27 protein-coding genes are annotated in these 23449 nt (G+C 28.5%); 19 read left to right on the plus strand and 8 right to left on the minus strand.

The window, feature by feature from the left end; genetic code table 11:
- The first annotated feature begins 6 nt into the window (after positions 1–6).
- The 9 genes from L8X36_RS00615 (at position 7) to L8X36_RS08100 (ending at position 8560) form a co-directional block, all read left to right on the plus strand.
- Entirely contained in the window at positions 7–1719 is a 1713-nt protein-coding gene (locus L8X36_RS00615) for a Na+/H+ antiporter NhaC family protein (protein WP_263663159.1), read from the plus strand.
- Positions 1720–2760: a tRNA (uridine(54)-C5)-methyltransferase TrmA gene (trmA, locus tag L8X36_RS00620; RefSeq protein WP_263682131.1), complete on the plus strand. Its 1041-nt coding sequence runs from the start codon at positions 1720–1722 to the stop codon at positions 2758–2760. It abuts the gene before it with no gap.
- A 135-nt stretch (positions 2761–2895) separates the two neighbouring features.
- Positions 2896–3237, plus strand: coding sequence for a MarR family winged helix-turn-helix transcriptional regulator (locus tag L8X36_RS00625; protein ID WP_263682312.1), 342 nt, complete (start codon positions 2896–2898; stop codon positions 3235–3237).
- Positions 3238–3248: 11 nt separating this feature from the next.
- Positions 3249–4421, plus strand: coding sequence for an MFS transporter (locus L8X36_RS00630; RefSeq protein ID WP_263682132.1), 1173 nt, complete (start codon positions 3249–3251; stop codon positions 4419–4421).
- A gap of 69 nt (positions 4422–4490) precedes the next feature.
- Positions 4491–4850 carry a CoA-binding protein gene (locus L8X36_RS00635; protein WP_263682313.1) on the plus strand — a complete coding sequence of 120 codons (360 nt, stop codon included), beginning with the start codon at positions 4491–4493 and terminating at the stop codon, positions 4848–4850.
- A gap of 2 nt (positions 4851–4852) precedes the next feature.
- Positions 4853–6064, plus strand: coding sequence for a threonine ammonia-lyase (gene ilvA / locus L8X36_RS00640; RefSeq protein WP_263682133.1), 1212 nt, complete (start codon positions 4853–4855; stop codon positions 6062–6064).
- Positions 6065–6112: 48 nt separating this feature from the next.
- The gene (locus tag L8X36_RS00645) at positions 6113–6604 is read left to right on the plus strand and encodes a PAS domain-containing protein (RefSeq protein ID WP_263682134.1); all 492 of its coding nucleotides are present in this window, start codon (positions 6113–6115) and stop codon (positions 6602–6604) included.
- Positions 6605–6684: 80 nt separating this feature from the next.
- Positions 6685–7176 carry a PAS domain-containing protein gene (locus L8X36_RS00650; RefSeq protein ID WP_263663165.1) on the plus strand — a complete coding sequence of 164 codons (492 nt, stop codon included), beginning with the start codon at positions 6685–6687 and terminating at the stop codon, positions 7174–7176.
- A 649-nt stretch (positions 7177–7825) separates the two neighbouring features.
- Entirely contained in the window at positions 7826–8560 is a 735-nt protein-coding gene (locus L8X36_RS08100) for a methyl-accepting chemotaxis protein (protein WP_412175265.1), read from the plus strand.
- A gap of 14 nt (positions 8561–8574) precedes the next feature.
- On the opposite strand, the gene lon is transcribed toward L8X36_RS08100, so the two are convergent.
- Together lon and bamD are read right to left on the minus strand one after the other, a co-directional pair.
- The gene (gene lon, locus L8X36_RS00660) at positions 8575–10953 is read right to left on the minus strand and encodes an endopeptidase La (protein ID WP_263682135.1); all 2379 of its coding nucleotides are present in this window, start codon (positions 10951–10953) and stop codon (positions 8575–8577) included.
- Positions 10953–11609 (minus strand): outer membrane protein assembly factor BamD, encoded by a 657-nt coding sequence (gene bamD / locus L8X36_RS00665; protein WP_263663167.1) that lies wholly within the window; start codon positions 11607–11609, stop codon positions 10953–10955. Before bamD ends, lon begins: the two co-directional genes overlap by 1 nt.
- A gap of 176 nt (positions 11610–11785) precedes the next feature.
- Between bamD and fliW the strand changes: the two genes are divergently transcribed.
- From fliW to L8X36_RS00690, 5 genes are read left to right on the plus strand one after another with little or no spacing between them, the layout of a single operon-like run.
- Complete coding sequence (gene fliW / locus L8X36_RS00670; RefSeq protein WP_263663168.1) at positions 11786–12181, plus strand: flagellar assembly protein FliW; 396 nt, start codon at positions 11786–11788, stop codon at positions 12179–12181.
- Positions 12181–12909: a pyrroline-5-carboxylate reductase gene (locus L8X36_RS00675; RefSeq protein ID WP_263678707.1), complete on the plus strand. Its 729-nt coding sequence runs from the start codon at positions 12181–12183 to the stop codon at positions 12907–12909. The genes fliW and L8X36_RS00675 overlap by 1 nt, the downstream gene beginning before the upstream one ends.
- Positions 12906–13202, plus strand: a complete 297-nt coding sequence (locus L8X36_RS00680) for a hypothetical protein (protein WP_039618527.1) — start codon at positions 12906–12908, stop codon at positions 13200–13202. The genes L8X36_RS00675 and L8X36_RS00680 overlap by 4 nt, the downstream gene beginning before the upstream one ends.
- A complete protein-coding gene (locus tag L8X36_RS00685; protein ID WP_263682136.1) occupies positions 13186–13914 on the plus strand; it encodes a prepilin-type N-terminal cleavage/methylation domain-containing protein in 729 nt (242 codons plus the stop codon). Before L8X36_RS00680 ends, L8X36_RS00685 begins: the two co-directional genes overlap by 17 nt.
- Positions 13911–14333, plus strand: coding sequence for a hypothetical protein (locus L8X36_RS00690; RefSeq protein ID WP_263682137.1), 423 nt, complete (start codon positions 13911–13913; stop codon positions 14331–14333). The genes L8X36_RS00685 and L8X36_RS00690 overlap by 4 nt, the downstream gene beginning before the upstream one ends.
- On the opposite strand, the gene L8X36_RS00695 is transcribed toward L8X36_RS00690, so the two are convergent.
- The 6 genes from L8X36_RS00695 to L8X36_RS00720 form a co-directional block, all read right to left on the minus strand.
- A complete protein-coding gene (locus L8X36_RS00695) occupies positions 14315–14956 on the minus strand; it encodes a MarC family protein (RefSeq protein ID WP_257396648.1) in 642 nt (213 codons plus the stop codon). The two genes, L8X36_RS00690 and L8X36_RS00695, sit on opposite strands and share 19 nt — an antisense overlap.
- A gap of 51 nt (positions 14957–15007) precedes the next feature.
- Entirely contained in the window at positions 15008–15268 is a 261-nt protein-coding gene (gene rpsR, locus L8X36_RS00700) for a 30S ribosomal protein S18 (RefSeq protein ID WP_039618521.1), read from the minus strand.
- Between the two features lie 10 nt (positions 15269–15278).
- The gene (locus L8X36_RS00705; protein WP_263682138.1) at positions 15279–15803 is read right to left on the minus strand and encodes a single-stranded DNA-binding protein; all 525 of its coding nucleotides are present in this window, start codon (positions 15801–15803) and stop codon (positions 15279–15281) included.
- A 3-nt stretch (positions 15804–15806) separates the two neighbouring features.
- Positions 15807–16181, minus strand: coding sequence for a 30S ribosomal protein S6 (gene rpsF, locus L8X36_RS00710; RefSeq protein ID WP_012661658.1), 375 nt, complete (start codon positions 16179–16181; stop codon positions 15807–15809).
- Between the two features lie 90 nt (positions 16182–16271).
- Positions 16272–17237 (minus strand): DNA polymerase III subunit delta, encoded by a 966-nt coding sequence (gene holA / locus L8X36_RS00715; RefSeq protein WP_263682139.1) that lies wholly within the window; start codon positions 17235–17237, stop codon positions 16272–16274.
- Entirely contained in the window at positions 17230–19170 is a 1941-nt protein-coding gene (locus L8X36_RS00720; RefSeq protein WP_263682140.1) for a VacB/RNase II family 3'-5' exoribonuclease, read from the minus strand. The genes holA and L8X36_RS00720 overlap by 8 nt, the downstream gene beginning before the upstream one ends.
- Before the next feature lie 107 nt (positions 19171–19277).
- Between L8X36_RS00720 and ilvC the strand changes: the two genes are divergently transcribed.
- Genes ilvC through L8X36_RS00745 form a run of 5 tightly spaced genes read left to right on the plus strand, consistent with a single transcriptional unit; the run spans position 19278 to position 23386 of the window.
- Complete coding sequence (gene ilvC / locus L8X36_RS00725; RefSeq protein ID WP_263682141.1) at positions 19278–20300, plus strand: ketol-acid reductoisomerase; 1023 nt, start codon at positions 19278–19280, stop codon at positions 20298–20300.
- A 10-nt stretch (positions 20301–20310) separates the two neighbouring features.
- The gene (locus L8X36_RS00730; protein ID WP_412175667.1) at positions 20311–21369 is read left to right on the plus strand and encodes a divergent polysaccharide deacetylase family protein; all 1059 of its coding nucleotides are present in this window, start codon (positions 20311–20313) and stop codon (positions 21367–21369) included.
- Positions 21356–22123: a DNA-protecting protein DprA gene (locus L8X36_RS00735; protein WP_263682143.1), complete on the plus strand. Its 768-nt coding sequence runs from the start codon at positions 21356–21358 to the stop codon at positions 22121–22123. The genes L8X36_RS00730 and L8X36_RS00735 overlap by 14 nt, the downstream gene beginning before the upstream one ends.
- Entirely contained in the window at positions 22120–22506 is a 387-nt protein-coding gene (ruvX, locus tag L8X36_RS00740) for a Holliday junction resolvase RuvX (protein ID WP_263678693.1), read from the plus strand. Before L8X36_RS00735 ends, ruvX begins: the two co-directional genes overlap by 4 nt.
- Positions 22493–23386: an RsmB/NOP family class I SAM-dependent RNA methyltransferase gene (locus tag L8X36_RS00745; protein WP_263682144.1), complete on the plus strand. Its 894-nt coding sequence runs from the start codon at positions 22493–22495 to the stop codon at positions 23384–23386. Before ruvX ends, L8X36_RS00745 begins: the two co-directional genes overlap by 14 nt.
- Positions 23387–23449: the final 63 nt, after the last annotated feature.

Consider the following 23449-nt stretch of genomic DNA (forward strand, 5'->3'; position numbering starts at 1 on the left):
AAAAATATGAAAATTTTTTATTTATTATTAGCTCCTTTATTGTTATTTGCTGATGCACAAGCAAATGCAGAACTTTTTGGAGTTTGGACGCTTTTACCACCGGTGATAGCTATTATTTTAGCTTTTATCACTAAAGATGTAGTGCTTTCGTTGTTTATTGGTGCATTAAGTGGTACTTTTATGCTAGGACTTATTGAAAATAGCATTTATCATGCTATTATTGCTTCTTTTACAGGCTTTATTTCTAAAGTGGTAAATGCTATGGCAAGCCCTGGTAATGCAGGAATTTTATTGCAAGTTTTAACTATAGGTGGGGTTGTAGCTCTTATTACCAAAACAGGGGGTACTAAGGCTGTGGCTGTTTGGCTTTCTACTAAAGCTAAGCAGGCAAAAAGCTCACAATTTGCTACTTGGTGTATGGGGATTTTTATTTTCTTTGATGATTATGCTAATTCATTAATCGTAGGTCCTATCATGCGTCCAGTGACAGATAAATTTAGAGTAAGTCGTGAAAAACTTGCTTTTATCATGGATGCAACTGCAGCGCCAATTACTGGTCTTGCTATCATTTCTACTTGGATAGGACTTGAAATTTCTTTAATTCGTAGCGGATATGATTTAATCGATAATGCAACTTTTGCACATTTAGGTATAGTAAAAGAAGAAATCAATGCTTTTGAAATCTTTGTGCAAACCTTACCTTATAGATTTTATAATCTTTTTATGTTGATTTTTGTTGTTTTGACTATTTATACAGGTAGAGAATTTGGACCTATGTTAAAAGCTGAGCTTAGAGCTAGAGCGGGTAAATTTTCTCATGGTCATGAGCAAATTGATAATATAGAAGATAAGGTTTTAGAGCCAAAAGAGCATGTGAAATTACAAGCTTCTAATGCTATTATACCTTTAGCTGTTTTGATTGTATTTTCATTTATAGGTTTTTATTTTAGTGGTTATAATGCTCTAGATGATGCGAGTATTAAAGCACAAATTGATGCAGCACCGCTTAGTTTATTTGCTTTTAGAGAAACTTTTGGCGCAGCTGATGCTTCGGTTGTATTATTTCAAGCAGCACTTTTAGCTACCATAGTAGCTATTATTTTGGGAATGTATAGAAAAATATTTACTTTAAAAGAAGCTATTGCGGTTTGGACCCATGGTTGGAGAACTATGATTATGACTGTGATTATTTTACTTTGCGCATGGTCGTTAGCTTCTGTGATTAAGGATTTAGGAACTTCTAAATATTTAATTGATTTATTTTCAGATAAAACACCTATTTACTTGCTTCCTACGGCAATTTTTATTTTTGCTTCTATTATTTCTTTTTCAACAGGAACTAGTTATGGAACTATGGGTATTTTAATGCCTTTAGCTATTCCTTTAGCTATGGCTGTTGGTGTTCATAATGAATTAAGTGGGGCAGAGTTGCACCAATATATGATTATTAATATTTCAGGGGTTTTAACAGGAGCTATTTTTGGAGATCATTGCTCGCCAATTTCTGATACAACTATACTTTCATCTATGGGAAGTAAGTGCGATCTTTTAGCTCATGTTAGCACACAAATGCCTTATGCTTTGAGTGTTTGTGCTATTAGTATACTTTGTGGTTATTTACCAGTAGCATTAGGACTTAATGTATGGCTAGGGCTTGTTTTTGGAATCTTAGCTATGATAGCTTTACTTTTTGTAGTTGGCAAAAAGGTAGATGCATAGATGCATTTTGAAGAAAAAATTGCTTTAAATAAAGCATTGTTTTCTTCTTTATATGATAAAGAAATTCAGTGCTTTAAATCACCTTTAAAAGCTTATAGAACTAGGGCAGAATTTTCTATATATCATCATGAAAATGGGGAAATTTCTTATGCAATGTTTGAAAACAAGAAAAAAATTCCTATTGAGAAAATTGATATAGCAGATGAGAAAATTCAAGACTGTATGCCTATTTTATTAAATAATCTAAATGAAAATTTAAAACATAAGCTTTTTGGAGTAGAGTTTTTAGCTACAAAATTAGATTTAAGTATAACTTTACTTTTCCATAAAAATATAGAGCTAATTATACAAGACTTACAAGAATTAGCAGAAAAATTAAATCTCAAACTCATAGCAAGAAGCAGGGGTAAAAAACTTATATTTAATGGGGAGAATTTAAGACAAGCTTTAAAAATCAATACAAATGAATTTTTATATGAGTTTAATAATGATTGTTTTATCCAGCCTAATACTTTTATCAATGAAAAGATGATTGAATGGGTTGTATCTTGCATTGGAAGTGATTTTAAACAAGATTTATTAGAGCTTTATTGTGGTTATGGAAATTTTACCATAGCTTTAGCAAGAAATTTTAACAAAGTTTTGGCAACTGAAATTTCTAAAAAAAATATCGAATTTGCTTTAAAAAATTGTGTTTTAAATTCTATTGAAAATATAACTTTTACAAGACTTTCTAGTGAAGAGTTGAGTCAAGCTTTGAAAAAAGAAAGAGAATTTAACCGTTTAAAAAACATAGATTTAGATAGCTTTAAAATATCTCATGTCTTGGTTGATCCTCCAAGAGCAGGGCTTGATCTAAGCGTGATTGAACTTATTAAAAATTATGAAAATATCATTTATATTTCGTGTAATCCTATCACTTTAAAAGAAAATCTTGAAATCTTGTGTCAAAGTCATGAAATTTTAAATTTAGCCTTTTTTGATCAATTTGCTAATACTCCTCATCTTGAATGTGGGGTGCATTTAAAAATAAAAGCTTAGTATAAGTTAGAATTTATACAAGCTTTGTTATTATAAAAATAGTTGATTTAATCAATTAATTTTTATAAAGGATTTCTTATTTTATTTCAAAAAATTACTTATACAAATAGAAAAATACTCTATAAAGTCAATGAAATTTTAAAACCCTTTGGACTAAAATCAAGTGATTGGAGGGTTTTTGTATATTTAAATCAGCATGGTTGTAGCACTTTAGCTCCAATATGTGAGTTTTATCAGATGGATAAAGCTATACTTTCTAGAGTTGTTTCTAAATTAGCAAAACTTGAATATATAGAGTTTTTAAAAGCAGATGATAAAAGAGAAAAAATCATTACTTTAAGCGCTAAAGGTAAGGAAATTTTTTTAGATGCAAATGCTTGTATAAGAAAATATGAAAGAAATATTTTAGATATCTTAGATGTAAAAGATCAAGAAAGACTTTTAAAATTACTTGATTATATCAATGAGAAAATTTAAAAGGTTTTTTCATGGGGTTAGGTAAAAAATATAATTTATTTAATATAAATTTTTTCTGTATTTTTGGGATAAATTTTGCTATTTGTCTTGTTTTTTATATGAGTACTATTTCTAGTACAGATTATGTTTTAGGTGTTTTAAACCTTCAAACTAGCACCGCAGGTCTTATTATGGGAGCTTTTGTTATAGGCGCTTTGCTATCTAGACTTTATTTTGGTTCTATAATTGATGATGTTAATATAAAAAAGGTTATAGTGTTTTCGCTTTTGTTTTATCTTTTTATTAATTTAATGTATTTGAAATTTTATAATGTATATTTTTTAATTTTAATACGCTTTTTAGCAGGGATTTGTTATGGAATTTGTTCTTGTGCTTGTGGGGCAGCTATTGCTAGGATAATACCTAGCAATAAAAGAGGAGTTGGTATAGGATATTATGCTACAAGCGTTGTTTTAACTTCAGCTTTAGGTCCTTTTTTGGCCATAAAACTTGACTCTATCAATCAATTTTGGCTTAGTTTTTTAATAGCTTGTTTGAGTATTGTTTTTGCATTGGTTTTGTCTATTTTTTTAAAAGTAAGAAGATTTAAAAAACATCATCATATAAAAAGAAAATTTAGTATTTATAATTATTTTGAAAAATCAGTTTTAAATTTAGCCTTGGTAGCCTTTTTGCTTGCATGCCCTTTTGGTGCTATTATAGCTTATATGAGTGCTTATACCCAAAGTTTAAATTTAGCTTTTGCTGGATCTATGTTTTTTGTGATATATGCTGGGTTTTCTATGGTTTTTAGACCACTTTCTGGTAAAGTGTTTGATAAATATGGTGCTAATATTGTGATGATTTTTTCTTTTTTGAGTTTTATAGTATGTTTGCTTTTACTTGCTTTTGCATTAAATTTTTATATGATTATTTTAGCTGGAGTTTTTTGTGCGTTAGGTTATGCTAATGCTACTTCAAGTGCTCAAGCTTTAGCTATAAAACTTGCACCTAAAGAAAAAATGGGCTTGGCTAATTCTACATTTTTTATAGCCTTAGATTTTGGTATAGGAGTAAGTCCTTATTTGCTAGGCATTATAGAGCCAAGTATAGGTTTTGCTAATGTTTATGCTTTTTGTGCTTTATTAGTTGCAATGGCTTTGATTTTGTATTGTTTGTTGGTTGTAAAAAAAGCTTCTTATTAATTTGATTTTAGATACAATGCTTTAAAAAGGAAAAAAGCATTGTGTGATAGTTATAAAATACTAAGTACTATGAAAAATATAGCCATCATAGGACTTAGCCCTAATCAAGATAAACCTTCTCATTTTGTAAGCAAATATTTACAAGATTTAGGTTATAAAATTTATCCCATCTACCCTAAAGAAGATTTTATTTTAAATGAAAGAGTTTATAGAAACTTAAAAGAAATCCCTTTTGAAGTTGATACGGTTGTAATGTTTAGAAAAGCAAGTTTTGCAAATGAAATTTTTGAGGATCTTTTGAGTAAAAAGATTAAAAATTTTTGGATGCAACTTGGCATTGCCAATGAAGAAATAATGCAAAAATGTAAAAAATATGGTATAAATTGCGTTCAAGATCGTTGCATTAAAATGGAACTACAAAAAGGATAATCATGGTTGAATTAAATAAAATTTATCAAGCAAAACAAAAAATCGCAGATTTTGTATTAAAAACCCCTTTTGTACACTCTTCTTTTTTGAGTGAGTTTTTAGAAACTGATGTTTTTTTAAAATGTGAAAATTTGCAAAAAACAGGTGCTTATAAAATTAGAGGAGCTTATAATACAATAGCTAATTTAACTAAAGAACAAAAACAAGCAGGTGTAATAGCTGCAAGCGCAGGAAATCATGCGCAAGGAGTAGCAATTAGTGCTAAAAAATTTGGCATAGAAGCTGTGATTGTTATGCCTGAAGCCACGCCTTTATTAAAAGTAAGTGCGACTAAAAATTTAGGCGCAAAAGTGATCTTAAAAGGAGATAATTTTGATGAGGCTTATGCTTATGCACTAAATTATGCCAAAGAACATCATTTAAATTTCATTCATCCTTTTGAAAATGAAAGTATTATAGCAGGACAAGGCACTTTAATGCTTGAAATGCTTGATGAAATAAGTGATTTGGATATGATTTTAGCTCCAGTTGGTGGGGGAGGTTTGATTAGTGGTGTTGCAAGTGCTGCTAAGCAAATTAATCCTGCTATAAAAGTTATCGGAGTGAGTGCTAAGGGAGCTCCTGCGATGTATGAGAGTTTTAAAAGCAAAAAAATGATTAATTCAAAAGCTGTTAGAACTATAGCTGATGGCATAGCAGTGCGTGATGTGAATAAAATTAATTTTGATATTATTCTTGAATGTGTTGATGATTTTATTCAAGTTGATGATGAAGAAATAGCTAATGCGGTATTGTATTTACTTGAAAAACACAAAATAACAGTTGAAGGAGCAGGAGCATCAGCAGTAGCTGCACTTTTGCATAAAAAAATAGATTTAAAAAATCATAAGAAAATCGGTGTGGTTTTAAGTGGTGGAAATATCGATGTGCAAATGTTAAATATTATTATAGAAAAAGGCTTATTTAAAGCTTTTAGAAAAATGCTTATTAATGTTACTTTAGTTGATAAACCAGGGGCTTTAAATGCTTTAAGTGATGCAATTAAGGAAGCTCAGGCTAATATAGTTAAAATTGATTATGATAGATTTTCAACCAAGCTTGAATATGGTGATGCAATGATTTCAATTACCTTAGAAACTAAAGGAAAAGAACATCAAGAATTAGTTAGAAAGATACTTTATGATAAAGGTTTTAATTTTAACGAAATTTTATGATATATTAAATATAATATTTTTTAAATAAAATCAAAAAAAAGGGTAGAAATGTCACAAGAAAAAATTTTAGAACCAGATACATTGATAACCTCTAAAACAGATTTAAAAGGAGATATCATTTATGCTAATGATGATTTTTTAAAATATGCTGGTTATAAAATGAATGAGATTTTGTATAAACCACATAATATTGTGCGTCATCCTGATATGCCAAAAACGGTTTTTAAATGTTTGTGGGATTATATACAAGATGGAAAAGAAATTTTTGCCTTTGTAAAAAATAAAACAAAATTTAATGATTATTATTGGGTTTTTACTAATGTTACAGCCTCATTTGATAATCAAGGAAATATTATAAATTATTATTCAGTAAGAAGAAAACCCAAAAGAGAGGCTATACCAGTTATAGAGCAAGTTTACAAGGTTTTATTAGAAGCTGAAAAAACTGGAGGTATAAAAGCCGGAGTGAATGAACTTATGAAGATAGTTAATTCTTATGGTATGAGTTATAACCAGTTAATTTTAGAGCTTCAAAAATAATTTTATAAAAATATTTAAAAAATGTTTTTATAAAAAAAGGTATAATCAGTCTGATTAATTTAAATTTAAGGAATTTATCTATGTCTTTGGAAAAAGTTTTAACTCCAGATGTTTTAATAACATCAAAAACTAATTTAAAAGGTGAAATTATCTATGCCAATGAGGATTTTTTAAAATACTCTGATTATAAAATTGATGAAATTTTATATAAACCTCATAGTATTATGCGTCATCCTGATATGCCAAGAACTGTTTTTAAATATTTATGGGATAATATTCAAATGAAAAGAGAGGTTTTTGCTTTTGTAAAAAATAAAACAAAATTTAATGATTATTATTGGGTTTTTGCAAACATAACAGCTTCTTGTGATTCTAATGAAAATATTTTAAATTATTATTCAGTAAGAAGAAAGCCTAAAGCAGAGGCTGTTAAAACAATAGAAGAAATTTATAAAGTTCTTATAAGAAAAGAAAAGGAAGGTGGTATAAAAGCAGGACTTGAAGAACTAAATGCTGTAGTAAAATCTTATGGGATGAGCTACAATGAATTAATAATGCAAATTCAAAAATAAAAGGATGTTGATGAAAAATATTGTATTAGTTGGTATTGGTCTGGGTATTTTATCTTGTGCAAATTCTATATATTTTATGGATTTTATTTCTTTTGGGTTTTCTTTGGCTTTGTTATTATTGTTTGCTTTTGCTTTTGTTGTTTTAAAAAAAGAAGATCAATTTAGTGATAAAATCTTAGATCTTAGCAGAGAATTAAAAAATGGTAATTTTGATTCAAGAATTGTATATATTAAATGTAGCAATAAAAAACTTAAAGAAATTGCGGATAATCTTAATAATACTATAGATGGCTTAGAAGCTTATTTGAGAGAAATTAATACCTCGATTGCTTGTTCTCAAAAGGGTGAGTATTTTAGAAGAGCTATTCCTGAAGGTTTAAAAGGAATTTTTGTTCATAATATTAACTTTATCAATAAAGCCTTAGATGATATAGAAAAAACAGGAAAATCTGTTTTTAAAAATGCTTTATCAAGAGAATTGATGGATTTGAGTTTAAATAGTCAAAATAAAAATTTAAATGACTTATCTTCTGCTTTAAATGGTATTATTAAGTTGATGAGGGAAGTTTTTGGTGATATTAAAATAATATCAGATACTGCTCAAAAGAATGGTTTAGAAGTGGGCAATTTGCAAGATTCGATTTCTTCTATGATGCAAGTGGCCGATGAGAGTAAAAATGCTGTTGATACTTTTGCCTCAAATGCTCAGAGTATTAATGCAATTGTAGAAGTTATTAGAGATATAGCAGATCAAACTAATCTTCTTGCGCTAAATGCAGCTATTGAGGCTGCTCGTGCGGGTGAACATGGAAGAGGTTTTGCTGTGGTTGCAGATGAGGTAAGACAACTTGCTGAAAAAACACAAAAAGCAACTGGCGAGATTACCTTGGCAATTCAAGTAATGAATCAAGAAATTGGCTCAATACAAGAAAATAGTGAAAAGGTATTTGATATCGCAAATTCTTCTAATAGCAAAATCGCTGATTTTAGCGAAGCATTTAGAGAATTAGAGGATAAAAGCTCTCATTTAGGAAAAGAATTTGTTAATTTTGCTTCTGATTTGACTTTATCGGCTATGAAAATAGATCATATTTTATATAAATCAGATGTTTATCTAACTCTTAATGGTTCTCAGCAAAATCTACAAAATCTTGATCCAATCTCTAGTCTATGTAAAGATGAAGATGCAAAGAGTATTTTCTGTCCTTTAATCTCTCAAAATGAAATGGATTCTAAGAGTGAAAAAATACAACACTCTGCAAATAAAGCTATAGAAATAGCTAAAAAAGAAAATATTTCAAAAGAAGATTATGATTCAATTATTAGCGACATAAGAGAGTTAGAAAAAGATAGTAAATTAATTATGGATAAACTAGAAGCTTAATAAGCTTCTAGTTTTTACACAAGAGCTATTTTTAATACTTCATTTAAAGTTTTTACCCCAATTATTTTCATATTTTTTACTACTTCCTCTGGGATATCTTTTAAATCTCTTTCGTAGTTTTTATGTGGAATAATAGCCGTTTTAATATCAGCTTTATAAGCAGCAATTAATTTTTCTTTTAAACCACCTATTGGTAAAACATTGCCCATTAAGTCAATCTCTCCTGTCATTGCAACATCAGATCTTACTTTTTTGTCACTAAAAATAGAGGCAATAGCTGTGGTGATTGTTATACCTGCACTTGGCCCATCTTTTGGTGTTGCACCATCTGGAACATGAATATGAAGATTGTATTGATTATAAATGCTTTCATCTTTTTTATAAAAAAGATTTTTTGGTATTTTGATTTGTTCTTCATCAATTAAATTTTTAATAAGACTTTGAGCAATTTTTGCTGATTCTTTCATCACATCACCCAAACTTCCTGTAAGAGTTAACTCGCCTTTGCCTTTGATTTTAATAGCTTCTATTTTTAAAACATCTCCACCCACTGCAGTCCATGCAAGTCCATTTACTTGACCGATTTTATTTTCTTTTTCATGTTTTTCTATTTCAAAGACTTTTTTGTTTAAAAAATCTTTTAAATTTTTAGTATTAATATGAATGTTTTTAATATTTTCTTCCAAAAGAAGTTTTTTAACACATTTTCTACAAACTTCAGCAATCTTTCTTCTTAAATTTCTTACACCTGATTCTCTGGTATATTCACTGACTATTAATTCTATAGCTTCATCATCAAAGCTAATTTCTTTTTCTTTTAGTCCATGTTTTTTTATTTCATCAGGTATGAGATAGTTTTTAGCTATTTGGAATTTTTCTTGAGGAGTGTAAGAGCTAAGCTCTATAAATTCCATTCTATCTTTTAAAGCAGGTGGGATTAAACTAGCATCATTTGCGGTGGCTATGAAAATGATTTTACTTAAATCAATGTTGAAATTTAGATAATAATCTCTAAATTTAGTATTTTGTTCAGGATCTAAGATTTCAAGTAAAACTGCACTTGGATCTCCTCTGTGATTACGACTTAGTTTATCAATCTCATCAAGCACTACTACAGGATTACTTTGTTTTGCCTCTATAAGTCCTTGTATAATGCGTCCTGGCATAGCTCCTATATAGGTTCTTCTATGTCCTCTTAATTCATTTACATCTTCTAAACCACCTAAAGCTATGCGCACTAATTCCCTTTTTAGTGCTTTTGCAACTGAATTTGCTAAAGAAGTCTTACCAACACCTGGAGGCCCAACCAAACACAAGATAACTTTTGCACCATCTCTATCTTTAATTTTGCGTTTTTCTAAAAGCTCTTTTACTGCAAAATATTCTTCAATACGTTCTTTTGGTTTCTCTAGGGCATAGTGATCACTATTGAGTTGCAAAGATACATCTTTTAAATTTAGTTTTTTCTTTGAGGAGTGCTCAAAAGGTATATCTAAAACCGTTTCTATGTAAGTTTGCACCATAGAGGCTTCTGAGTTATCTTGATGAATTCTTTCGTATTTTTGAATTTGTTTTTTGATTTCTTTATAAGCTTCTTCATACATAAAAGCTTTTTTCTTTTCTAATTTTTTATTATATTCTTCTACTTCGCTTTCTTTTTGTATATCACTTCCAAGCTCTCTTTGAATTTGCTTGAGCTGTTCTTTTAGGAAATATTCTTTATTGACTTTATCTATTTTAGAATGAACTTTGTTTTTGATTTCTTTTTGAATTTTATTTGCTTCAATTTCTTTAGCTAAATAATCAATTAAATTTAAAAGCTTGGTTTCTAAATTAGTTTCGATGAAAAATTCATACGCTTGTTGTTTTTTGATTTTAATGGAATTTAGTATTAAATCACAAATTCTACCAGGCTCGACATCTTCTTCTATGGTTCTTAAAAGATCGGGTGGAAAATAATGACTCACAGTAGATAAAGCTTTAGCTTTTTCTCTTACTACTTCGATGATTGCTTCTTTTTTTGTGCTGCATAATGGTTCTTGGTGGATTAAATCAACTAGAGCAAGTAAGGGGTCATCTGAAATTTTTTCAACTATCTTAGCTTTGGCATAACCTTGAAATAAAATTTTAATTCTACCATCAGGCAATGGAACTTTTCTCATAATGGTTCCAATAACCCCACAATCATAAATTTCATCAAAACCACGTCCACCTTCAATCTTAGATGGTGCTACAAAAATCATGCTTTCATTTTGTAAAGCAGTATCTAAGGCTTTGATATTTTGCATATCATTTAAAAAAATTGGTGTTATCATAAAAGGGTATAAAAAAAGCTCATCTTCCACAAGAACAGGAAGTTTTGTTGGATAGTTTTGAGTATTTTCTAATTTCATTACATTATACCTTCTTCAAATATTTTTCTATACCATGGAAGTTCTGGTTTAATCATATCGATTTTATTAAAATCGGAATTTTCTATTTTTTGCTTATAAATCTCATAGCTTTGCTCTCTATTTTTTTTATGATATAACTCTGCTATGCTGGTATCAAGATAAAAAACTGCAAGATTAAATTTAGTAAGCATGGTGTCAATTAAATCATTATATTGCACATTAGGATAGCTTTGATTGTATTCTTTGATTTCTTCTATTGTTTTTAACATTAGTGCTTGATTACGATTTGGAACAGCAAAAGAGTCAAATTTGGCTTTGATTTTTAAATATCTTATATAAGCTACATTTTGTGAATCACCAAATTTATTTAAGTATTCATCAAGATAAAAATTTGCCATTTCATACTCTTCTTCACTAATGTGAGCTTGAGCCAATATAAGCAAAGTCTGTTCTAATAATGGATCAGCTATATGTTCAGCTGCCATTGAAGTATAATGTTTATCAGCTGCTTCAAGATTTTTTTCTTGTAAATCTTTTATAATTTGTTGATACCATTCCATCGAACTTAGATTATACAAATCTTCGGCTTTTTTTGAGCTGCATGCCCCTAAAAATAAACCTGCAATAATAAGCGAAAAAATAAAAAGTTTTTTCATGATGTTACCTTGTAAATTTATATAGTTTATAATTATAGTGTTTTTATGTTTATGAAAATGTTAATTTTTGAATTAAAATTATAATCAAAAAGTTTTAATTAGCATAATTTAAAAAGTTGGAACTAAAATTGCTTTATGAGTTGTAATTTCTTAGTCAATAGATTTTAGGAGGCAAAATGAACTTAGAGGTTAAATGTCCTATTTTGGGTTTTGAAGATACCAAAAATATGAACTTTTATAAAATAGATGAGGTTTTTTATAGACTTAAAAGCCTTGATGGTAAAGATTTTTCTTTTGTGATGATTGATCCTTATATGATCCGTCCCGATTATGATTTTGAAGTACCTGATTATTATCAAGAATTATTAGCTTTAAATGAACAAACTAATTTTGGTGTATTTGTTATTGTCGCTATTAATGAGCCATTAGAAGAATCTACAGTTAATTTTTTAGCGCCTGTTGTGATGAATTATGATAATAATTCTTTAGTACAAGTGATTTTAGATACAAGCAAATATCCTAATTATTTTCAATCTGAAAAGATTTCAGCTTTTATTAAACAAGCAAAATAATGTCTGAAATTTATATTTTAGGAAATGGCGCTATGGCAAGTGCTATAGCTAAAGGTTTAAAAGATACTTATAAAGTAGTTATTGTTGCTAGGGATTTAAAAAAAGCTAGTAGCTTAAATTTAGAAGTTTTATCTTATGAAGAATTTGATTTAGAAGATAAAAATGTTATTTTAGCATTTAAACCTTATGCTTTAGAAGAAGTAGCTGTTAAATTAAAAGGCAAGGCAAGATGGCTTATTTCAGTTTTAGCAAATACTACTTTTGAGCAACTTCATTGTGTTAATGCGCAAAATTATATAAAAATCATGCCAAATACAGCAGCTGAATTTAAAGCCTCAGCGACTGCGTATTTGATGGAAAATGATTTATATAAAGATGAAATTTTATCTTTGTTAAATACTTTTGGTAAAGCCATAGGTTTGCAAAATGAAAAAGAATTTGATGTGGCTATGGTTTTAAGTGGCTGTGCTCCTGCGTTTTTGGCTTTGGTAGCAGAAAGTTTAGCAAATGCAGGTGTGAAAAATGGTCTAAAAAATGAGCTTAGTTATGAGCTTACTCGTGCTTGTTTTGAAAGCTTTAGTGCTTTATTTAATCATACACATCCTGCTATTATTAAAGAAAAAATTTGTTCTCCAGCAGGAGTGACTATAAGAGGAGTTGAGGCTTTAGAAAAAAGAGCTTTGCGCGGTGCTTTTTTTGAAGCTTTTAATGTAAGTTTAAACAAATGAAGCAAGCTTTTAGTCTCCTAGAGCTTGCTTTTTGTATTGTAATTTTATCTTTTGTTTTTGGATCTTATTATCTTATATTTGCAAATAAATCTTTAAATATTATATGGCAAAATCAAATCCTTTTTAATGAAGAAAAAGAATTATTTATGCAAAATCCTTCATATAAAGCAAAAGAAGTAAATATAAATACTTATAACTTTTTAGAATACACTAGTGATGAGTTTAAACTCAAATCTTTAAAAATAAAAGATTTATCCTATAAAGAAGCCTTTATAGATGAAAAAAGCTTTTAGTTTATTAGAGCTTGTGCTAAGCCTTGTTATCTTGGGTGTATTGATTGTTATCTTAAGCAATCCGGCTATACATCTTTATAATCATAGTTACAAAATTAAAAATTCCAACACAGTATTTTTAAATTTAAATCAAACTTTGCTTAGTATGGAAAAAATTTATCATTCTTGTTTAAATGCGACATTGACAAGTAGTTCTTTTGAGTGCTATATGAGTGCAAATGATGATATTTTTTATGATGTATTATTGAAAAAATTAAACTTTAGTGGCATTATTTTAGAAAACAATGAAAGTTTTTTTAGTCCAAAAAGTAATTTACATTTTATAGAAAATGGAATTTCTAAAGGAATTTTAAGTAATTATAAAGATATCCATAGCGAAAAAAAGTTAAAAATATATGCTAATGATTATATGTATTTTTATGATATAAAAAATTCAAAAATTTATAAAGCATTAGTGAATGATAGAGAGAAAATCCATTTTAATAATGAGAAATTTAGTGGATTTTATACTATTTTATATGCTTATGTTAGAGTATATTTAGAAAATGAAAATATTTATATGCAAATAGATGATTTAAATCATAACAAACGATCTTTTTTACTAGCTCAAAATATTTCAAAGCTTATTTTCAAGCAAGATGATAAGGCGCTAAAAGTTTTAATATGCGATAAAAGTAAAAATGAATGTTTATCTAAGTGGATGTTTTTATGAAAAAATCGTTTGCTATGGTTTATACAATATCTTTTATTTTATTTATCTCTTTTGTTATGGTATTTGTAATAAAAATTTCTTCATATTCTCCAAGAATTATGAAAGATTTAACTCTTTATACTCAAGGAAAGATTTTGCTTTATGATACAAAAGAGCTTTCTAAATATTTTTTATATCAAGCCTATTTAGAGGGTAAAGAATGTTTAAATGAATATAATTTTGAATATAATAATATAAAAATACGAATTGATTATGCTTATCCTTTGGGTGAGTGTAAAGAATATAAATTGATAGCAAATGATGCTAATGCAAAAAGCATTATAGCTGTAAATATTAGTGTGTTGCTAAATGGCAATAAAGCGGTAAATGAAGAAGTGTTTTTACAAAAAAGTTTTTTTGTTTATCCTAAATTAGATTGAATGTAAGTTTGAACTCCAATAGCTATCATTTTTACCCCCATAGCCATAATAAAAACTAAAGCAATACGTGAAAAAACATAAAGTACAAGCTTTCCTATGACTTTTTCAATGGTAGCTGAAAAGTGAAATAAAGCAAAAATAAAAGCAAAGGTAAGTAGTACAGAAGCTATAGCTATAGCTAAATTTTGATCTTCTGAAATAACCACTATCGTTGAAAGTGTTCCAGGTCCTACTAGCATAGGAAATGCCATTGGAACTATACTTTTTTTCAATAATTCTTTATGACTTAATCCTTGATAATGTTGAAATTGAGAACTTGATGGAGTAAAAAGTAAGTTTTTAGTACTCATAATGATTAAAATCAAACCACCCGCAACTCGTAAATCATTAATATCTATTTTAAATAAATATTTCATAATAAACGGTCCAGAAAGTAAAAAAACTAAAACAATACAAAATGCAGTATAAATGATATTTCTAAAAAGTTTTTTTCTCGTATCAGCATCTAAGCCCTCAGTCATTGCGATAAATTGTGGAAGATTTCCAAAAGGATTTAAGACTGCTATAATAGCAACAGAAGCAAGTAAAATAGCATAAATTTCAGATTCTATATCTGAAAACATAAGACAACCTTTTATTTTCCCAAGCTTTTAAGCTTGGGATTGATTTAATAATTATAGTCCTTCAAAAGGATTAGTAACAACTTCTTTTCTATCTACGATATAAGGGATAAGTGCTACATGTCTTGCGCGTTTAATAGCAACTTCAACCATTTCTTGGTGTTTTTTGCTAGTACCTGTTAAACGGCGTGGCATGATTTTAAATCTTTCTGATAAAGCATGTTTTAACAATGCTGTATCTTTATAGTCTATAAAATCAACTTTAGCTTCTGTATATTTGCAATATTTACGTGAATATTTTCTTTTTTCTGCCATGTTTTTTCCTTTAAAATGGTAATTCTGTATCATCATATTTATCAATATCAATTTCCTTCATAGGAGCTTCCTTTTGAGGATTTTGATAAGTATTAGATGGGTTTGTTCTAGTTTGTACTTGAGCATAAGGATCAAAACTTTGTTGTTTGTTAAAATTCTGATTATAGCCATAATTTTGATTGTCAAAATTGTTTTGTTGGTTATTTTGTACAGTTGAACCTAACATTTCTAAATTCTCAACTTGAATACTGTGTTTTGATCTATTTTGTCCATTTTGATCGCTCCACTGCTCAAATCTCAAACGACCTTCAATTAAAACTTTACTACCTTTGTTAAGGTATTGATTAGCAATCTCTGCTGTTCTACCAAAAAAACTAATGTCGATAAAGCAGGTTTCTTCTCTTTTTTCTCCTGTATTTGTACTAAATCTTCTTGTTACAGCTATAGCAGAAGAGCCTATTGCGCTACCTGATGGAGCATAGCGCATCTCTATATCCCTTGTAAGATTACCTACTAAAACGACTTTATTAAACATTAATTAGCCTTCTGTACTTTCGCTAGCTTTGATTTCTTTTTTATTTTGTTTGATACCTTTGCTTAGTTTTTCCCAAGCTGCTATTTCTTTTTTATTTTCATATTTTACGATTAAAAATCTAATTACTTCTTCAGTGATTCTTAATACCCTTTCAAGCTCTGCTATTAAATTTGTAGGAGCTTTGAAATAAATCACAAAATAAGTTCCTCTTTCGTATTTTTTAATTTTATACGCAAGTTTTCTTGTTCCCATTGGAACTACGCTTTCAATTTCTGCGCCATTTTTTGTAAGGACTTCTTTTACGAATTCCAACTTAGCACTTACTTCTTCTTCTGTAAGTGTCGGTTTTAATATGAATAAAACTTCATAATGTCTCATTTAATTTCTCCTTATGGATATAAAGCCTAAAATTTTTAGGCAAGGATTTGCATAAAATGCAAATTTTATTTTACCATAAGTTTTCTTAATTTAACTTTTTAATATGGAGCTAAGTTGTAAAAGTGTTGCGATTAAAAACTCTTTTTTTTCTATTTTAGAATTCTTTTTTAATTCATATTCGCAATTACAAAGTGTCAAAAAGATATGTTTATATTGTGGTATTTTGATCATAAGAGCTTGTTTTTGAAGATTTTGTGCCACAGAAATAGGCGGGGTATAGCCTAAAATTTCTTTTAAGTCTAAATTTCCATAAATTTTAACATGTAATGCAATTTTAAAAAGTCTAGAAAAATTTGCATATAAGGCATTAATCAATGCTATTTCATTATGATTTTCTAAAATATTTTCAAGTTCGTTTCTTAAATCTTGTTTTTGCATTAATTTATCAAAAAAACTTTCAAAACTAATAGTACTTAAACTATAACAATGCTCTTGAATGATTTTTTCATCGATATTTAAACCACTAAATTTATTTAACTCATTAGCTGCTAAATATAAATTCTCATTAAAATTATAAAAAAGAGCATAAAGGGCATTTTGAGTGATATTGATATTTAATTCTTTAGCTTTTAAAGCTAGTAATTCCATACCTTCTTTAGCTGAATTTACCTTATAAAATCTACAAAAATTATTAGCAAAAATTTTCTCCGTTTCACTTTGTTTGGAGCTTTCATCATAAATTTCAAGTAAAAAATAATTATCTTGCGAATTTTGACAAAGCTGTAAAAGTTGCTTGAGTTCTTTACTTGGGATTTTCTTTTGAGTTTTGATTTCTAGCAGTTTTCTCTCGCTAAACAAAGAAGCACTAGATAAATAATCATAGGCTTGCTTAAAATCATATTCTTCAAAATAAAATCTTAAACTCTCATCAAAAGAGTATTTGTCTTTAATAAATTTAGCATAAAGTTCTATTTGGAAATTATCCGCTCCATAAAGTAAGAAATAATTAGGAAAATTATTACTATTAAGTAAGCTTTGGAGTTGATTTTTATACATTTTGGTTTCTTTCTAAACTAAAATGCTTGGTGATTTTGCCAAAAATTTTAGCACTAACAATATCTACTTCAGTGATTTCTACTTCTACATTTTCTAATAAATTTGCCCTTGAACCTATGATGGTAATCAAAGCTCCTTTAATTTCATCATTTAATTTTACTTGTAATGAACTTTGATTTTCTACTACCAAAGCCTTAAATCTTTTTCCTATATTTTCTTTTACCCATCTTGCAAATTTTCTATCCATGAAATGCCAAGCAACTTTATCTGCCTCTCTTTCTAGTAAGCTTAATTCCTCACAAGTGCTTTGTATATTTAAAAGCAAATAATTAAACATTTTTTCATCATTGTTGATTTTAGCTTTTAAAAGTCTATGTAAAATAAGATCAGAATATCTTCTAATAGGGCTTGTAAAATGGGTATACTTATCAAAACCTAAGCCAAAATGTCCAACATTTTCACTAGAATATTCTGCTTTTTTTTGCGCTTTGATGATGAGCTTATCTACTTCTTCTCTTATATTTAGCTCATTTGCTAAGACTTGAATGTCTTTAAATAATTCTATGACGTTATTTTTAGGATTAATATCTATACTAAGTGTTGAAAGATCAGCTAGTAATTGATCTATTTTTTTATAATCAGGACTTAAGTGATTTCTAAAAACTCCTATATCAATGAGTTTTGCTGCGGCTTTATTAGCTAAAAGCATACAGTCTTCGATTAAATTATGCGAGGCCGTGTCATTTTCAAGGCGTGTTTTTATGAGTTTATTATTTTCATCTAAAGTCATTCTTAGCTCTTGGGTTTTAAACTCACAAGCATTTTTTAATCGTTTTTTGCGTAAATTTTGAGTGATTTTAAAAACTTCATAAAGCCAATTAATTGCACCTAAATCTTCTTGCGTTTGTAAATACTCATCAACTTCATCGTAATTAAAACGGCGTTTTGAGTTGATAATAGCCTCAAAAAGCTCTTCTTTAATCACTTCATTATTTTGATCTAAGCTTATTTTAAAACAAAATGCTAATCTATCTTCATTAGGTTTTAGTGAGCAAATATTTTCACTCAAAGCTCTTGGCAACATAGGTATGGCAATATGAGGAAAATAAATCGAAAAGCCTCTTGATCTTGCTTCTTTATCAATGGCGCTATAAGCATGCACATAAGCACTTACATCAGCTATGGCTACATAAATGGCATGTTCATTTTTATCATAATAAATTGCATCATCAAAATCTTTTGCATCAATTGGATCAATGGTGCAAAAATTTAAATTTCTAAGATCTTTTCTTGATGGATACATGCTTGCATCAACTTTATCTCCATAAGCTTTTGCTTCATTTTCACATAAATTATCAAAAATTGCATTTTTATTAAAAAGTGCTAAGGAAATTTTTTCATCCACAAAATCATCATCAATATGCCCTATCACTTCAGTGATATTATTATCATGATTTTCTATTTTTAAAATAGTTCCTAAAGGCAGAGCTTTTAAGGATTTTTGAGAGGCTTTTAAGGCACATGTAAGTCCTGTTTGAATATTTACTCCAAGGACTGCTTCGCCGTATTTTTTAGTCATAACCAAAGATGTTTCATGGGCTCTTTTAAGTATTAAAATAACTTTAGCACTTGGGCGCTTTTTTTTAAGAGGGAGTAATTTTGCCACAACTATATCAGCATAATTTGCTCCTTTTAAATTTTTATTTTCTATGAGCAAATCACGCTTAAAAGCAGGATCAAAACTTTCTAAAAATCCCGTTCCATTAACAGAAATATCAATTTTACCAAAAGTAAAGCCATCTTTTAAATAGTATTTGTTTTTATAAAATTTAATAATATCACAAGTTAATAATTCTCTAATTATTTGCTTGTTTTTATTGGTAATTTCATTAGCATTTAGACCATAACTTAGTTGATTAAATAATTCTTTCATAAGACTCTTTATAGTAATTTTTCAAAACTTAAATTTTATCATAAAAGGATTAAATTTATATTTTTTAGTTATAATCTTTACTTTAATTTTAATTTTAGGAGTGCATAATGGCTGTATCAATTTATTATGATAAAGATTGTGATATTAATTTAATAAAATCAAAAAAAGTAGCTATTATAGGTTTTGGCTCTCAAGGTCATGCTCATGCTATGAATTTAAGAGATAGTGGTGTAGAAGTGATCATAGGCTTAAAAGAGAGTGGGCAAAGTTGGGCAAAAGCTCAAAAAGCAAATTTTATAGTAAAAAGTGTAAAAGAAGCTACTAAAGAAGCAGATTTGATTATGATTTTAGCTCCTGATGAAATTCAAAGTGAAATTTTTAACGAAGAAATTAAACCTGAATTAAAAGCAGGTAAAACTCTAGCATTTGCACATGGATTTAATATCCACTATGGACAAATTGTTGCTCCAAAAGGCATAGATGTGATTATGATAGCTCCTAAAGCTCCTGGTCATACTGTAAGGCATGAATTTAGTATAGGCGGGGGTACTCCTTGTTTAATTGCTATCCACCAAGATGAGAGTAAAAATGCTAAAAATTTAGCTTTAAGTTATGCTAGTGCTATAGGCGGTGGTAGAACAGGTATTATAGAAACGACTTTTAAAGCTGAAACTGAAACAGATTTATTTGGTGAGCAAGCAGTGCTTTGCGGAGGACTTAGTGCTTTAATCCAAGCTGGTTTTGAAACCTTAGTTGAAGCAGGGTATGAGCCTGAAATGGCGTATTTTGAGTGTTTGCATGAAATGAAATTAATTGTAGATTTGATTTATCAAGGTGGTATTGCCGATATGAGATATTCTGTTTCTAATACAGCTGAATATGGAGATTATATCACAGGACCTAAGATTATTACCAAAGAAACTAAAGAGGCTATGAAAGGTGTTTTAAAAGACATACAAAATGGAAGTTTTGCTAAAGATTTTATCTTAGAAAGAAGAGCAAATTTTGCAAGAATGCACGCAGAGCGTAAATTAATGAATGATTCTTTGATAGAAAAAACAGGACGCGAACTTCGCGCTATGATGCCTTGGATTAGCGCTAAAAAATTAGTTGATAAAGATAAAAACTAATTTGAAAACTATAAATAAAAAATACAAAGTGCTTCTAGCACTTTGTTTGGTTGTGTTTGGAATTTTTCTTTTTGCATTTGGAGCTTTGTTTTTAAAAAAAGAAGAAAATAAAGTTTTAGATTTCAATCAAACCATAATTCAAAAAGAACCATTACTACCCACAAAAGAGCAAGAAAATAATTTTAGTTTTAATGATATAAATTTGACTTTAGAAAATGAAAAATTAGAATTTTTAGATAAAAATATTAGTGAAATTTTAAATTTAAACCCTGCAAATACAGAGTTAAATCAAACTAAAGAGGATAATCAAACTTTAATTTTAGAAATAATAGATCAAAATGCAAGCAAAGAATTAATCAATAAAGAGCAAAATATATCAGATAAAAATGAGGATAATAAAACTCAAATCCTAGTGCAAAAAAATACCAAACCTCGTCTAGCAATTATTATAGATGATATGGCAAGTCACACTCATGTAGATATGCTTAAAAAAACAAATTTAAAATTAATCCCATCTTTTTTTCCGCCTGATAAACATCATCCCTATACAGCTGAGTTCGCAAAGGATTTTGACTTTTTTATGGTGCATTTGCCCCTTGCTGCTATAAAATATGACAAGGCAGAATTAAATACCTTACACCCTAGTGATGATATGCAAAAAATAAGCAAGCGCGTAGCTTTTGTAAAAGAGCAATTTCCAAAAGTAAAATTTATTAACAACCACACAGGAAGTTTATTTACTGCAAATAAGCAGGCTATGGAAAAATTATTTAGCGCCTTTAAACAAAATGATTTTATTTTTGTAGATTCAAGAACTATAGGAAATTCTAAAGCTAAAAATTTAGTAAGTCATTTTGAACAACCTTATATAGCTAGAGATGTTTTTTTGGACAATGAAGATGATATAGCATATATTAAAAATCAACTCAAACAAGCAGTAGAAGAGGCAAAAAAGAAAGGTTTTGCTATCGCTATTGGTCATCCAAGAGAAAAGACTTTTAAGGCCTTGGTGCAAAGTAAAGAATTGCTAAATTCAGTTGAGCTTGTGTATTTAAATGAAATTTATTGAGAATATTGAAGATTTTAAAAATCTTTTAAATCCGCCTTCAAAGATTTATTATAAAGGTAATTTAGAGCTTTTAAATGCTAGAAAAGTAGCTGTTATAGGTTCTAGAAAAATGAGTGTTTATACTAAAAATTGTCTTGTTGAATTGGTGACTTTGTTAAAAAAAGCTAAGGTTTGTGTGGTAAGTGGCGGGGCTTTGGGGGTTGATATCCAAGCAGCTAAAATAGCTTACCCTCAAACCATAGCTATATTTGCTAATGGGCTTGATGAGATTTATCCAAAAGCAAACACAAATGAAATTTTAAATATTTATGAAAATGCATTAGCCTTAAGTGAAAATGAAGGAAATTACAAGGCAAAACCCTATGATTTTTTATTAAGAAATAGACTTATTATTGCTTTAAGCGAGGTTGTTATAATAGCTCAAGCTGATTTAAAAAGTGGTTCTATGCAAAGTGCAAGACTTGCTTTAGGTATGAATAAACCTATATATGTATTACCTCATAGGAAAAATGAAAGCGAAGGAACAAATTTGCTTTTAGCTACAAAAAAGGCAAATTTAATTCATGATTTTGATGAATTTGCAAAAATGTTTGGAGGGCTTCATTATGAGCAAAGTGAAGATGATTTGTTAAGTTTTTTAAAACATGAAGACGATTTAGAAAAAGTTTTGAAAAAATTTGGCGATAGAGTTTATGAGTATGAACTTGAGGGTTTAGTGGAAATATCTGGAGTGAAAATAAGATCTTGCTTATGAAAACTTTAGCATTAGATATAGGCTTAAAGCGTATTGGTGTTGCTTTGTGTGTTAATAAAAGTATAGCTATGCCACTTGAAGCTATTATTAGAAAAAACCGTAACCAAGCAGCAAATGAGGTAAAAAAGTACATCAAAGAGTATGATATAAATACTTTAGTAGTAGGAATTCCTTTAGGTGGATCTAGTGAAGATGAAATGCGAAAAAGGGTGGAACATTTCATATCTTTACTTGATTTTGACAAAGAAGTTTTTTTTGTCGATGAGAGTTTTAGTTCTAAAAATGCACAAGAACTTGGCATGGTGAATTTAAAGAAAAAAGATGGCAAACTTGATTCTTTAGCTGCGTATTTGTTTTTAAAGGATTTTTATGGCCTTACTTGATTTAAATACAGCTTTAGATGAAATTTATACAAAAGAGCAAAAAGAACAAATCCTTCAAAGTTTTAATCAAGAAAAATATATTAATATTTTTAGAAATTCCTTGCTTGTTGATAATGATGAATTAGAAGAAATTTTAAATAATGAAAATATAGAATTTGAAAAAATTGATCTGAATTGTTATAAAATTCCAAGTATCTTCAAAAGCAAACTAAGCTCAATGAAAGCTTTTAATGAGGGTAAGTTTTATATACAAAATTATTCTTCGTATTTATGTGCTAAAGCTTTGGATGTTAAAGCTGGTGAGAGTGTATTAGATATGTGTGCAGCTCCTGGTGGAAAAAGTTTAAATTTGGCTAATTTTATGCAAAATGAGGGTTATTTAGCAAGTTGTGAATTATCTAAAACACGTTTTTTTACCTTAAAAAAAACTATGGAAAATTATCAAGTTAAAATTGTAAAATGCTTCTTAAAAGACGCACGTACTATAGGCAAGGCTTGTCCTTTGAAATTTGATAAAATTTTACTTGATGCACCTTGCTCAACTTTTGCAAAAATGGGTTTTGAAATCCAAAAAAACACAAAAGAAATTAAGCAAATTGCAAATTTGCAAAAAAAGCTTTTGCATTCAGCATTATTAGCTTTAAAACATGGCGGAGAATTAGTATATAGCACTTGTACATTTTTAAGAGAAGAAAATGAAGCAGTTTTAGAAAATGCATTAAGAAATGAAAATTTTAAATTAGAATTGCTTGATTTTAATTTGGTTAATGTTGATTTTATATGTGCAAAGAGTGATGAATTTGATTTATCATTTGCTAAAAGAGTTTTACCAGATGACTATGCAGATGGGTTTTTTATAGCAAAAGTGAAAAAATATTAAAAATCAATAAAATTAAATGTGAAAAATATTTTTTAGTTTAAAACTTAAAGTGCTATTTTTAGG

The organism is Campylobacter sp. CNRCH_2014_0184h (assembly GCF_025772985.1).
Classification (GTDB): domain Bacteria; phylum Campylobacterota; class Campylobacteria; order Campylobacterales; family Campylobacteraceae; genus Campylobacter_D.